Here is a 12887-nt window from a genome sequence, read left to right as displayed (position 1 = left end):
TGCCGCCCTGTTGCTCAGGCGACCGTGCACGCCCGGCCCCCTGACGCCGCGCGCGCCGCACTTAGCGCGCCGGCCCGCGAAGGCTCTCCGGCGCCGGGTCTGCGCGCCGACGGGTCAGACGTCCGGCACAGCGGAGGGAGCGGGGCGGACGATCACCTTGTCGATCCGACGACCGTCCATGTCGACGATCTCGAACACGTGGTCCTGCCAGATCACCTGGTCGCCCTCGGCGGGGATCCGCCCGGCAAGAGTGAGGATCATGCCGCCGAGCGTGTTGTACTCGCCTTCGTCAGGCAGCGAGGCGAGGCCGAGGCGGGAGCGCACCTCGTCCGCCGGCAACATCCCGTCCATGAGCCAGGAGCCGTCGGCGCGACGGGTGCAGGTGGGCGCCTCCTCGCCCGCGCCGGCGGCGAGCTCGCCGACTATCGCAGCGAGCATGTCGGCGGCGGTCACCACGCCTTCGAAACTCCCGTACTCGTCTACCACGAGCGCGAGGCCGAGCGGCTCGTTGCGCAGGATCTCGAGTGCTGCGAGCACGCTCATGGTGTCGGGAAGCGCTGGCGGGCGTCGCAGGGCGGCATCGAGGTTAAGCGCCTCTCCCGCGAGCAGCTGATCGAGCAGGTCCTTGGCACGGACGACGCCAATCACGTTGTCGAGCGTGCCCTCGCACACGACGAGCCGCGTAGGTGGCAGGGCGCGGATCCGTGCGGCGATCTCGCCTGGCGGGTCGGAACGGTCGAGCCAGGCCACCTCCGTCCGCGGCGTCATCACCGCCCGCACGGAACGATCGGCAAGCCGCAGCACGCGCTCGATCATGTGCCGCTCCTCCTGCTCGATCACGCCCGCGGCGGCGCTCTCCTGCACGAGCGCCTTCACCTCCTCCTCGGTGATCGCGGTCTCGGCCGGCTTCGCCGTGCCGAACAGACGGAGCACGGCGCCGGAGAGCGACTGCAGAAGCCACACCGCCGGGCCCGCGAGTCGCGCGAGCGCGGCCAGAAGAGGAGCGGTGGCGGCGGCGAGCGGTTCCGGCCGCCGCAGCGCCAGCGTTTTCGGAACGATCTCGCCGAGCACGATCGAGGCGAGCGTGATGGTCGCGACCACAAGCGCGAAGGCCACCGTCGCGCCATGCGGCGCGAGGAAGACGAGGTCATCGAGCAGGGCGCCGAGGCGGAAGGCGAGGGTCGCTCCGCCGACGGCGCCAGCGAGCACGCCGACGAGGGTGATGCCGACCTGGACCGTGGGCAGGAAGCGCTGCGGGTCCTCGGCGAGGGCGAGCGCCGCAGCCGCGCCGCGCACCCCCTTCCGCGCCATCGCCCGAAGCCGCGCCTTGCGCGAGGAGACGACGGCAAGCTCGCTCATCGCAAGCAGACCGTTGACGGCGATCAGGAGGGCGATGATGAGGATCTCGAGCGCGACGTCCATCGGCCCCATTCCTCGCGGCCGCTCTGCCCGAGGCTTGGCGACGCCTTGACAAGGATAGCGCCCCGGGCGAGGCGCGTCACCGCGCCGGTCCTGCCGGCGGGATCAGTTCGCCTGCACCTTCACGTAGCTGCCGGGTGCCGGCTCGATCACCGCAAGGTCGCGATCGCCAGGGGTGCGCGCAGGCACCTTGGCCGGTGCAAGCGCTGAGACCCAGCGCTGCCAGTCGGGCCACCAGGAGCCGGCAAGCTCGGTCGCGCCGGCGAACCATTCGTCCGGCGAGGGCGGAAGCTCGGGGTTGATCCAATGGCTGTACTTGCCCGCTTCGGGCGGGTTGACCACGCCCGCGATGTGGCCCGAGGCTGCGAGAACGAAGCGCTTCGGCCCTTTGTAGATCTGGGTCGCCTTGTACGTGCTCTTCCACGGCGCGATGTGGTCCTCGCGCGTCGAGAGAAAATAGCACGGTACCGAAATCTTCCTGAGGTCGAGCTTCACTCCCTCGAGCTCGATGCCGCCCGGAACCACGAGGAGGTTCCGCTGGTACATCTGGCGCAGGTAGAAGCTGTGCATGCGCGCGGGCATGCGCGTCGAGTCCGAGTTCCAGTAGAGCAGGTCGAAGGGGAACGGCTCCTGCCCGAGCAGGTAGTTGTTCACGACGAACGACCAGATCAGGTCGTTGGCGCGGAGCATGTTGAAGGTCACCGCCATCTCGTGGCCGTCGTGATAGCCGCGCTTCTCCATCTTTTCTTCCATCGCCTTGAGCTGCTCCTCGTCGATGAAGACCGCGAGCTCGCCCGCCTCGGCGAAGTCGATCATGGTGGTAAGGAAGGTGGCGCTCTTGATCCGCGTATCGCGCTTCGCCGCCATCCAGGCGAGCGTGCAGGCCATCAGCGTGCCGCCGATGCAGTAACCGATCGCGTTCACGCCGCGCTCGCCCGTCGCCTTGGCGATGGCATCGAGAGCGGCAAGAGGGCCTTCGAGCATGTAGTCGCCGAAGCTCTTCTCGGCGAGCCGCTCGTCGGGGTTGACCCAGGAGATGACGAACACGGTGTGGCCCTGCGCCACCGCCCAGCGGATGAAGCTGTTCTTCGGGCGCAGATCAAGGATGTAGTACTTGTTGATCCAGGGCGGGATGATCAGGAGCGGGCGCTTCAGCACCTTCTCGGTGGTGGGCGCATACTGTATCAGCTGCATCAGATCGTTCTGATAGACGATCGATCCGGGCGTTGTGGCGATGTTCTCGCCGACCTTGAACGCCTCGTAGTCGGTCATCCGGATCTGCAGCTTGCCCTTGCCCCGCTCGAGATCGGCAAGCAGGTTGTTCAGGCCGCGCACCAGGTTCTCGCCCCCCGTCTCGACGGTTCGGCGCAGCACCTCGGGGTTGGTGAGCAGGAAGTTCGAGGGCGCCATCGCATCGACAAACTGGCGCGTGTAGAAATCGACCTTCTGCGCCGTTCGGTCGTCGAGCCCCTCGACCTCCTTCACCACCTTCTGGATCCAGCGGGCCGAGAGCAGATAGCTCTGCTTGATGAAGTCGAAGACCTCGTTCTCGTGCCAGTCCTCGTGCTTGAAGCGTCGGTCACCCGGTGCGGGGGAGACCACCGGCTCGGGCGTCTCTCCCATCAGCCGGCGCGCGGTGTTGTGCCACAGCAGCATGTAGTCCTGCCAGAAGCCGAGCTGCGCCTGGACGAGCTTGGCCGGGTTGGCCATCATCCGCGCCGTCATCTCGAGGAAGGCGCTGCCGATGCTCGTCGGGTCGAAGCCGGGAAGCGCGTCGTCGCCCTGGCGCTTCAGGAACTCGAGCACGATGCGCTGGCTGCGGCTTGCGATGTCGGCCATGTTTCGGCTCAACATCGCCGGGTCGGGAAGCTTGAAGGACGGAGCGGCCTTGTCATCGGCCATGACAGGTTTCCTCTCTGGAGCGGAACCGCGCGAGGGGCGGCGAGCGGCGTCGGTCCCGGCAGCGGTGACGTTCCGGGACCCTAGAGCGCGTGCCAGGGGCGATCAAGCGAGCCTCCGGCAGGGGTGCGTGGCGGCGTGGCCATGGGTCGTTGCCGCGCTAGCCTTCGGCGCGCTGCTTCTTTTTTCCGGCTGCTCCGGGCCCGACCCGATCGAGCGGGCGCGGCTCGCCGCGGGCCGCGCACCGACGGCGAGCCTTCCGCCGGTTCCAGGAGCCGGCGAGCCCTATCCGAACCTCGGCAGCGTTCCCGCGCGCCCCGAGACCACCCCTCCCGCCGCGCGGCAGGCGCTGGCGGAGGCGCTGGTCGCCGACCGTGCGAACGCCCGCTATGTCGGCCAGCCGGCGCCGCCTGCCCTGCCGCGCGCCCCCGAGGCATCGGCCTCCCGCTCGGCCCTGCTGTCGGGCGGGGCGGCGACCATCCTGGGAGCGGCCCAGGATGAGGCCCTGCCGCTGTTGCCTCCCTCCCCGCCGCCGCTCCCGATCGCGGGGGCACCCCGGGCCGCGCCCGAAGCCGCACCGCCCGGCCCGCAACCGGCTCTGCCGGCGCCCGGCCGGGTCGAAAGGGCGCCGATCACGCCGATCACGATCGAGCCGCTTGCACCTCCCCCGCCAACGGCCATGCCGGAGGAGATGCCCGCGCGTGCCCGAACGCTGGAGGCCGCGCCGCCGCCCCCCCCACCCGCCCTCGTCTCTGCCGATCCGGCCACCCTGCTGCCTCCGGCCGAGCCGCGCGCTGCGACGACGGCACCAGCCCCTGTCCCGCAGCCGCCTGATGAGATGGGTCGCGCCTCTTCCCCCTCCCCAGCCGAGCCCTCCGTCGTGGTCGACCGGACCGCCCTCGCGCCTGGACCTCGCGCCGCGGCCGCGGGCGCCGGCTACGCGCTCGGCTTCCTCCCGGGCTCAGCGACGCTTCTTCCAGCGGAGCGGGCAATCCTCGCGCGGCTTGCGTCGCGTGGGAACGCCGCGATCTTCCAGGTGACGGGCTTCGCCGACGCGCCGGGCGAAGGGCGCGCGCTCGACCTGCCGCTCGCGCGCGCACGAGCAGTGGCGGAGGCGCTGAGGGAGGCCGGCGTGCCGGCCGAGCGGATCGAGCTCGGCGGTTCCGCCCGGCCGGGACCTGCCGGTCGCGGCGCCGAGGTCAGGCTGGTATACACGCGCTGACGGAGGGGGGCGCGACTCGGGGTCGCGCCCGGCTCTCTCGACAGAGGCGGCGGTGCAGGCTACGCCGACGCCCTGCGCCAGAGGCCAACCCCGATGCGAGCCGAGCCGAGCACCGAGTTCCACCGGATCCGACGCCTGCCGCCTTACGTCTTCGCTGAGGTGAACCGGCTCAAGGCGGAGGCGCGCGCACGCGGCGAGGACATCATCGATCTCGGCATGGGCAATCCCGACAGCGGCGCGCCGCCGCATGTCGTGGCGAAGCTGATCGAGGCGGTGCAGGACCCGCGCACCCATCGCTACTCGGTCTCGAAGGGGATCCCCGGGCTTCGGCGCGCCGTCGCCGCCTACTACGACCGACGCTTCGGCGTCGGGCTCGACCCGGAGACTGAGATCTGCGTCACGCTCGGCTCGAAGGAGGGGCTTGCGAACCTCGCCTCGGCGATCACGAGCCCGGGTGACGTGATCCTCGTGCCGAACCCCTCCTACCCGATCCACCAGTTCGGCTTCGTCATCGCGGGCGCTGCCGTGCGCTCGATCCCGCACCAGCCGGGCGAGGAGATGCTGCGCGCTCTGCATCGTGCCGTGATCCACTCCGTGCCGAAGCCGACGGCGCTGATCGTCAACTTCCCCTCCAACCCCACGGCGCTGACCACCACGCTTGACTTCTACCGCGAGCTCGTCGCCTTCGCGCGCCGGGAGGGCATCTACATCATCAGCGACCTCGCCTATGCCGAGATCTATTTCGGCGACACGCCGCCGCCCTCGGTGCTCGCCGTCCCCGGCGCGAAGGAGGTGACGGTGGAGTTCACCTCGATGTCGAAGACCTATTCGATGGCCGGCTGGCGGATCGGCTTCGCAGCCGGCAACCCGAAGCTGATCGCCGCCCTCGCGCGCATGAAGTCCTATCTCGACTATGGCGCCTTCGCACCGATCCAGATCGCCTCTGTCGCGGCGCTGAACGGCCCGCAGGACTGTGTCGCGGAGGTGCGCGCGCTCTACCGCGAGCGGCGCGACGTTCTGCTGCGCGGCCTTGCGGCCGCGGGCTGGCACCTCCCCACACCGGAAGCCTCGATGTTCGCCTGGGCGCCGATCCCCGAGCGGTTCGCCTCGCTCGGCTCGCTTGGCTTCGCCAAGCTCCTGCTCGAGAAGGCGAAGGTGGCGGTCAGCCCCGGTGTGGGCTTTGGCGAGCACGGAGACGGGCACGTGCGGATCGCGCTCGTCGAGAACACGCACCGGATCCGCCAGGCCTGCCGGTCGATCCGCGCCTTCCTGCAGGGAACGAACGCTCCGGAGCGCGCCGAAGCGGAGCCGGCCGCGCAAGGTGTGGAGGACGCGGCCTGATGGCGCACCCGCTTTCGGTCGGGCTCGCCGGGCTCGGGACGGTCGGCGGCGGCACGCTCGCGCTTCTGCGCGCCAACGCCGAGCTGATCGCCGCGCGCGCCGGGCGCCCCATCACCGTCACCGCCGTCTCGGCGCGCGACCGTGGCCGCGATCGCGGCGTCCCGCTCGCGGGCCTGCGCTGGTTCGAGGACCCGGTGGCGCTCGCGACCGACCCGGGGGTGGACGTCTTCGTCGAGGCGATCGGCGGTGCGGATGGGCCGGCGCGGGCCTCGGTCGAGGCGGCGCTTGCGGCCGGCAAGCCGGTGGTGACGGCCAACAAGGCGATGCTCGCGGTGCACGGCGCGGCGATCGCGGCCCAAGCCGAGGCGACGGGGGCGCCGCTTCTGTTCGAGGCGGCGGTGGCCGGAGGCATTCCGGCGATCAAGGCGCTGCGCGAGGGGCTCGCGGCGAACCGGATCACCCGTGTCGCCGGGATCCTCAACGGAACCTGCAACTACATCCTGACGATGATGCGCGCCGAGGCGCGCGAGTTCGCGGAAGCCCTCGCTGAGGCGCAGCGTCTCGGCTACGCCGAGGCCGACCCGTCCTTCGACATCGACGGGATCGACGCCGCGCACAAGCTCGCGATCCTCGCTGCCCTCGCCTTCGGCCGGCCGGTCGATTTCGGCTCGGTGCATGTCGAGGGGATACGCTCGGTTTCGGCTCTCGACATCGCGTTCGCCGGAGAGCTCGGCTACCGGATCAAGCTTCTCGGCATCGCCGAACGCACCGCCGCTGGCGTGTCGGCGCGGATCCACCCGGTGATGATTCCCGTCACTTCGCCGCTTGCGCCTGTCGAGGGCGTGTTCAATGCGGTCGCGTTCGAGGGCGATTTCGTCGGCCGCGTTCTGCTCGAGGGCCGCGGCGCCGGCGCAGGCCCGACGGCTTCGGCGATCGTCGCCGACCTGATCGACATCGCCCGCGGTCGTCACACGCCTCCCTTCGGCATGGCCGCGTCGCTGCTCTCCGCCGAGCCTGCGGTGCCGATCACCGAGCGCGAGGGGGCCTACTATCTCCGCCTGATGGTGGTCGATCGCCCGGGCGTGATCGCCGATATCTCGGCGATCCTCCGCGACCATTCGGTCAGCCTCGAGAGCATGCTGCAGCGCGGCCGAAGCCCGGGCGAGGCGGTTCCGGTGGTGTTGACCACGCATATCTGCCGCGAGGCGGCGATGGCCGCGGCCCTCGCCCGGATCGGCGCGCTCGATTCGGTGATCGCGCCGCCGACCCTTTTGCGGATCGAGGCCCTGTAGGTCCAACTGGGACAGGGAGAACGACAGGATGGCGACGAGAGCCCGCGACGCCCGGAGCTTCGCCGGAGACGGCGACGCGCCGGGGGCGACCAATGTTGATCGGAACCTCGCGCTCGAGCTCGTTCGCGTGACGGAGGCGGCGGCGCTTGCGGCGAGCCGGCTGATGGGCCGAGGCGACGAGAAGGCGGCCGATCAGGCAGCGGTCGACGCGATGCGTCGCGCCTTCGACACGGTCGCGATCGACGGGACGGTGGTGATCGGCGAGGGCGAGCGCGACGAGGCGCCGATGCTCTACATCGGCGAGAAGGTCGGCATGGGCGGAATGCGGGCCGACATCGCTCTCGACCCGCTCGAGGGGACGACGATCACCGCCAAGGGCGGCAACAACGCGCTCGCGGTCGTCGCGCTGGCGGAAGCCGGCAACTTTCTCAACGCGCCGGACGTCTACATGGAGAAGATCGCGATCGGCGGCGGGCTGCCCGAGGGGCTCGTCGATCTCGATGCGACGCCGAAGGAGAACCTCACCGCTCTCGCCCGCGCGAAGAAGGTCGAGGTGTCCGACCTCGTGGTCTGCATCCTCGACCGGCCGCGGCACGCCGAACTCATCGCCAAGGTGCGGGAAGCGGGCGCGCGGATCATGCTCATCAGCGACGGCGATGTCTCGGGCGTGATCGCCACCTCCCAGCCCGAGAGCGGGATCGACATCTACATGGGCTCGGGCGGAGCGCCGGAGGGCGTGCTTGCCGCAGCGGCGCTGCGCTGCATCGGCGGCCAGATCCAGGGGCGGCTCCTGTTCCGCAACGCCGAGGAGAAGGCGCGCGCCGCCCGCTGCGGCATCACCGACTTCTCGCGCAAGTATTCCACCACCGACATGGCACGCGGAGACGTGATGTTCGCCGCGACCGGCGTCACAAACGGGGCGATGCTGCGTGGCGTCCGCCGCATCCCCGGCGGGGCGATCACCCACAGCCTCGTGATGCGATCGAAGTCGGGAACCGTGCGCTACATCGAGGCGCACCACAACTTCACGCGCAAGTCCTGGGTCGGTGCCTGACGCAGGCAAAGACGCTGCACCGCTCTCTCTGAGCGGGCGGCGCTGGATCCTCGCCGAGACGGATCTCCTCGCCTCGGCCCGCTTCGCCCAGGCCGCCGGGGTTCCCGAACCGGTGGCGCGGATCCTGCTCGCGCGCGGCGTGCAGGCGGAGGCGGCGGCCCGGCACCTCGCGCCGCGGCTGCGCGACCTGATGCCCGACCCCTCCTCCCTCGCCGATGCCGATCGCGCCGCCGAGCGGATCGCCGCCGCTATCATCGATGGCGAAACGATCGCAGTGTTCGGCGACTACGATGTCGATGGCACGGCGAGCACCGCCCTGCTCGTCGGCCTTCTCGAGCGGCTCGGGGCGCGCGTTCTGCATGCCGTGCCTGACCGATTGCGCGATGGCTACGGCCCGAATCCGGCGGCCTTCGGCCGGTTCGTCTCGGCCGGCGCGCGGCTGATCATCTGTGTCGATTGCGGAACCTCGGCGCACGCGGCAATCGCCTCCGTCGCCGGGGACGCCGACGTGATCGTGTTCGACCATCACGGTGTTTCGGGCGCGCTGCCGGCAGCCGCCGCGGTCGTCAACCCGAACCGGCCGGACGACAGAAGCGGGCTTGGCCATCTCTGCGCCGCGGGCGTCACCTTCCTCGCCGCAGTCGCCGTGCTCCGCCGCATGCGCGGCGCGGGTTGGTTCGCCTCCCGACCGGAGCCTGATCTCCTTGCCGAACTCGACCTCGTCGCTCTCGCCAGCGTGTGCGACATGGTGCCGATGGTCGGGCTCAATCGCGCTTTCGTCGATCGCGGGCTTGCCCGGATTGCCGCCGCCCCGCGGCCCGGGCTCAAGGCGCTTGCCGAGCGCGCGGGGCTGAGGCGGGCGCTTGACGCGGACGCGATCGGCTTCGCGATCGGGCCGAGGCTGAATGCCGCCGGGCGGCTCGACGACGCGGGGCTCTCGGTGCGCCTGCTGCTTGCCGACAAGGAGGCCGAGGCGGAGGCGCTCGCCGATCTGCTCGACCGGCTCAACCGCGAGCGCCAGGCGGTGGAGCGGGCGGTGCTCGCCGCCGCCGCAGCCGAGGCTGAACGGCAGGCCGAAGCTGGCCTGCCGGTGGTCCTGGTCGCCTGCGAGGCCTGGCACGAGGGGGTGATCGGCATCGTCGCCGGCCGCCTGAGGGAGCGGCTTCGCCGCCCCGTACTGGTCTTCTCCCTCGCGGGCGGCACCGCCAAAGGCTCGGGCCGTTCTGTTCCCGGCTTCGACCTTGGTGCCGCGGTGCGCGCAGCGGTTGCGTCGGGACTTGCCGACAAGGGAGGAGGACATGCGCTTGCGGCCGGGCTCAGCACCTCGCCCGACCGTCTCGCGGCGCTTCATGAGTCGCTCTGCGCCGCGGCGGCATGCTCTGTTCAGCCGGGGCCTCCGCCGCTTGCGCTCGCGGGCGAGCTCGTTCCGGAGGCGGCCACGGCCGGTCTTGCCGAGGCGCTCGCCCGCCTCGGCCCGTTCGGTGTAAGCAACGAGGAGCCTCTGTTCGCGTTCCGCGGCGTGCTCGCCCACCTCGCCCGCGTCGGCAGCGGCGGATCCACTTTGACCCTCTCGCTCGAGGGAGAAGGCGGAGCGGCGCTTCGCGGCGTGATGTTCCGCGCCGATGAGGGCCCTCTCGCCGCCGCCCTTGCTGCGGCGCGCGGCCGCCCGCTGCGGCTCGCCGGCCGGCTCCGGCGCGACGGCTTCCGTGGCGGCGAGGCGGTCGCACTGCATGTGGTGGACGCCGCACTGTGACGCGCTGCGGGGCGCGGGCTCCGTGGCCCGCGTGCCCGTGCTCTTCTCCACGCAGCGATGACCGCGCCGCGGCGGCGCGCTTCGCACGGCCCGCGGCCGGGCGGCTCATTCCCACTCGATCGTGAATAGTACCGTTAGACATGTGATTTACCGTAATTTTATATCTCGCCTTCTGGCAGATACCGTCGTCGATACCGTCATCTTTACCCGCTAACCCCCCATGACCCCAGGAACGGTACCACTCGGAACGCCTCCGCCAGGCACGCCCCAGGGCCCACGGGCTGCAGCACAGCTTGATCGGCGCCTAACCGAGCGGTTGAACATGTTGGCGATGTCCTTTCCGGGTTTGCAATCGAATGCAACTTCTCGTGCCGCAAGCGAGGACCATACGCAGCGGGTCGAGAACGGATGACCTCCGGCACGGCTATGTCATCTCGTTTGTGATTGCACGCGGGCAACTGAGTTCGGCATGCTCCCGTCATCGTAGAAGAGGGGGCCGGTCCTGCGCGCCTGGAGCGCGCTCCAAGGCCCGCGCACGACCGGGATCGGGGTCGGCCGGCATTGGAGGCTGGGCCAAGTGCCGCGACGGCTACAGCGGCGAAGACAAGGCGAACCACTTCGGGGCGAAATTGACCTGCGTGGAATGTCGCTGGCTATCTTGGTGGCACGCACCGGGAGCATCCGTCTGGCGGCACGTGAGGCGCGCAGAACCGTTTCGGCCGTCAGTCGCAGCATTCGGGCACTTGAGGACGGGCTCGGAGTGTCGCTCTTCTTCGAGCGGCGTCCGTCCGGCCTGAGGCTGACGGCCGCCGGTGACGAGTTTCTTGCTGAGGCAACCCGCGTGCTCGGCGGATTGCAATCTGCCGTATTGCGTGCGCGGGAGGCTTGATCGGCTGCGACGGGCCGACTGGTGATCGGCACATATTTCTCCGCTTCAATTGGACAGTTCCGAGAGGCGCTGATGCGGTTCGTAGAGTAGAACCAGGGCGTCGAGATCTGGCTTCGCGAAGTAAGCCGCGATGAGCTCCTGTCGGCCCTGCGCGGCGGCGAGGTGGATCTCACACTGCTTCTGGGGCCGATGGATGAGTCGGCGCTCGACCGCCTAGCGCTGTGGCAAGAGGCCGGCATGATCGCCTTGCCCGAACGCCATCCACTCGCCGACGCCGACTTCGTGCGATGGCGGGACTTGGTGGACGAGACATTCATCGTAACGTCACGTGGTTCAGGACCAGAAGCCCGCGTCACGGTCCAGGGACTGCTGCCGCTTGGAGCAACAGCTCGCTTCGCAGCGCATGATGTCAGTCGGGAGGGCATGTTCAATTTGGTCGGCGCTGGGTTTGGCGTCGCCGTACTCGCTGAGTCCGCGTCAGGCGCCTCGTATCCGGGCGTCGTGTTCCGGCCCGTCGGCGTCGAGATGGGGCCGTCGATAGTGGAAGCCGCGGCATACTGGGACCCCAAGCGCGACAACCCCGCTTTGCGTCGTTTCCTGGCGCAACTGCGCGCGACTCATGGATCGCGCGCTGGCTGAGGCTGCGGCGCGCGCGGCCAACGCGCGGGCCGGCGTGCCGAGCGGAACGCCCGGTCGCTCGCAAGGAATCGCGCCAGCATGGGCGCGACGAGCTTCTTGGGCTCGACCTGCTGCCCTGTCTCACGCGAGAGCGCTTCCGCGTAGGCGACCAGGTCGCGGTGCAGTTCGGCAGGCAGTTCCACGCTGAGCTTCACCGGACGGTCGTCGAGGATGGGGCCGAGCTTCAACTTCGGCATGGGTCAGCCTTCGTAGGGCTCGAGCACGAGGTCACGGTGGACGATGACGCGCACCGGAAAGGCGGGGCGCACGGTCAGCCTTGGCGGGACGGACAGCTGCCGGCGGACGATCTCCTCGCCGGCGCGGCCGACGGTGTCCTGGCCGCTTTCGCGGATGGCGCGGGCGATGTCGCTTTCGTCGTCGCGGCCGAGTTCGAGGCCGAGGTTTAGCAGCGTCGCCAGGCCCGCGGCCAGGAAGAGCCGCCCCCAGTGGTAGTCCACGCCATCCTCGAGCCCGGCATAGCCCGCCTCGTTGGCACCCGGCATGCGCTCCAGCACGATGGAGCGCCCGTTGGGCAGTATCAGCAGGTTCCAGACGAGCAGGATGCGGCGCTGTCCGAAGCTGATACGGCTGTCATAGGCGCCGATCAGGCGCGCGCCTTGCGGGATGAGCAGGTGCCGCCCCGTCGGGCTGTCGAAGACGTTGGCCGTGACCTGGGCGGTGATCTGGCCAGGCAGGTCGGAGCGAAGGCCCGTCAGCAGCGCCGTGGGGAGGGCGCTGCCAGCCTGGATGACGAAGGGGCTGGCGGGCGCCTGCGGTCGATCCGGCGAGGTCGTGCGGCAGTCTGCAGGCCCGCCCAGGAAGGCGAGCCGCCGGTCGGTGCCGTCGGCACCGATCGGCATCGCGCCGGGATGCGCTGCCGGCGGTCCGGCGGGTGCAGCACTGCGCGGCTCGCCGGGTGCTTCGATCTGCACGAAGAGCCGACTGGTCCGCGCCGCCTCGATCTCCTGCAACCGCCGCTGCTCCACGGGATCGGCGGTCGTGGGCACCGCCGGCGGCAGACCGGCTGGCCGCGCTCCTGCGCGCGCACGATCGGCCGGCCAAGATCACCCGGAAGCGGCGGCCCGAGCTGCGGGATCCCGGCATAGTCGCGCGGCAGCGTGGCGAGGCCATCAGCCTGCGGGTTCCGGTCGGTGCTGTAGAGCTCGCGCGGCCCCTCGCCGCCGCTGCGGCCCTGCAGGGCCGCGATCAGCGCCGCCCCGATGCCGAGCCCGGCCGCGACGGCGAGCCCGATCAGCACCCGCCGGGAGAGCCGCACCACGCGCGGCGGATCTGGGCGCGGGCGCAGCGCCGCGGCGATGTCGCGCTCGCTCCCGCCCCGT

Annotated in this window: 11 protein-coding genes; 7 read left to right on the top strand and 4 right to left on the bottom strand. The window is 70.6% G+C overall.

All coding sequences use genetic code 11. From position 1 onward, the window contains the following. Positions 1–114 precede the first annotated feature (114 nt). Together KO353_RS00550 and KO353_RS00545 are read right to left on the bottom strand one after the other, a co-directional pair. On the bottom strand, positions 115–1422 hold the full coding sequence (locus tag KO353_RS00550; protein ID WP_218285862.1) for a hemolysin family protein: 1308 nt from the start codon (positions 1420–1422) through the stop codon (positions 115–117). Between the two features lie 102 nt (positions 1423–1524). Beyond that, complete coding sequence (locus KO353_RS00545; protein WP_218285861.1) at positions 1525–3321, bottom strand: PHA/PHB synthase family protein; 1797 nt, start codon at positions 3319–3321, stop codon at positions 1525–1527. A 127-nt stretch (positions 3322–3448) separates the two neighbouring features. Here KO353_RS00545 and KO353_RS00540 point away from each other — a divergent pair, with 127 nt between their 5' ends. From KO353_RS00540 to KO353_RS00510, 7 genes are all read left to right on the top strand, one after another. Then, complete coding sequence (locus tag KO353_RS00540) at positions 3449–4540, top strand: OmpA family protein (protein ID WP_218285860.1); 1092 nt, start codon at positions 3449–3451, stop codon at positions 4538–4540. 93 nt (positions 4541–4633) lie between these two features. Then, positions 4634–5881, top strand: a complete 1248-nt coding sequence (locus KO353_RS00535) for an LL-diaminopimelate aminotransferase (RefSeq protein WP_218285859.1) — start codon at positions 4634–4636, stop codon at positions 5879–5881. Next, positions 5881–7173: a homoserine dehydrogenase gene (locus tag KO353_RS00530; protein ID WP_218285858.1), complete on the top strand. Its 1293-nt coding sequence runs from the start codon at positions 5881–5883 to the stop codon at positions 7171–7173. Before KO353_RS00535 ends, KO353_RS00530 begins: the two co-directional genes overlap by 1 nt. Before the next feature lie 28 nt (positions 7174–7201). Further along, entirely contained in the window at positions 7202–8227 is a 1026-nt protein-coding gene (gene glpX, locus KO353_RS00525; protein ID WP_218285857.1) for a class II fructose-bisphosphatase, read from the top strand. Further along, entirely contained in the window at positions 8220–9980 is a 1761-nt protein-coding gene (gene recJ, locus KO353_RS00520; RefSeq protein WP_235691957.1) for a single-stranded-DNA-specific exonuclease RecJ, read from the top strand. The genes glpX and recJ overlap by 8 nt, the downstream gene beginning before the upstream one ends. 643 nt (positions 9981–10623) lie before the next feature. Then, positions 10624–10869, top strand: a complete 246-nt coding sequence (locus KO353_RS16945; RefSeq protein ID WP_268906201.1) for a LysR family transcriptional regulator — start codon at positions 10624–10626, stop codon at positions 10867–10869. A gap of 105 nt (positions 10870–10974) precedes the next feature. Next, positions 10975–11508, top strand: coding sequence for a LysR family substrate-binding domain-containing protein (locus KO353_RS00510; protein ID WP_218287194.1), 534 nt, complete (start codon positions 10975–10977; stop codon positions 11506–11508). Here KO353_RS00510 and KO353_RS00505 read toward each other — a convergent pair. Then, on the bottom strand, positions 11487–11744 hold the full coding sequence (locus KO353_RS00505) for a DUF2274 domain-containing protein (protein WP_218285855.1): 258 nt from the start codon (positions 11742–11744) through the stop codon (positions 11487–11489). The two genes, KO353_RS00510 and KO353_RS00505, sit on opposite strands and share 22 nt — an antisense overlap. Positions 11745–11747: 3 nt before the next feature. Beyond that, a complete protein-coding gene (locus KO353_RS00500) occupies positions 11748–12518 on the bottom strand; it encodes a TrbI/VirB10 family protein (protein WP_328774485.1) in 771 nt (256 codons plus the stop codon). Positions 12519–12887 lie beyond the last annotated feature (369 nt).

Origin of the sequence: Elioraea tepida (genome assembly GCF_019203965.1) — a bacterium.
Lineage (GTDB): Bacteria > Pseudomonadota > Alphaproteobacteria > Acetobacterales > Acetobacteraceae > Elioraea_A > Elioraea_A tepida.
Note: the sequence above shows the minus strand (reverse complement) of the source record. Positions and strands in the feature narration are given on the sequence as shown.

What these genes read in the sequence shown, in the direction of transcription:
- KO353_RS00550 (WP_218285862.1), bottom strand. Translation starts at nt 1,422, where the DNA reads ATGGACGTCGCGCTCGAGATCCTCATCATCGCCCTCCTGATCGCCGTC.
- KO353_RS00545 (WP_218285861.1), bottom strand. Translation starts at nt 3,321, where the DNA reads ATGGCCGATGACAAGGCCGCTCCGTCCTTCAAGCTTCCCGACCCGGCG.
- KO353_RS00535 (WP_218285859.1), top strand. Translation starts at nt 4,634, where the DNA reads ATGCGAGCCGAGCCGAGCACCGAGTTCCACCGGATCCGACGCCTGCCG.
- KO353_RS00530 (WP_218285858.1), top strand. Translation starts at nt 5,881, where the DNA reads ATGGCGCACCCGCTTTCGGTCGGGCTCGCCGGGCTCGGGACGGTCGGC.
- glpX (WP_218285857.1), top strand. Translation starts at nt 7,202, where the DNA reads ATGGCGACGAGAGCCCGCGACGCCCGGAGCTTCGCCGGAGACGGCGAC.
- KO353_RS16945 (WP_268906201.1), top strand. Translation starts at nt 10,624, where the DNA reads ATGTCGCTGGCTATCTTGGTGGCACGCACCGGGAGCATCCGTCTGGCG.
- KO353_RS00505 (WP_218285855.1), bottom strand. Translation starts at nt 11,744, where the DNA reads ATGCCGAAGTTGAAGCTCGGCCCCATCCTCGACGACCGTCCGGTGAAG.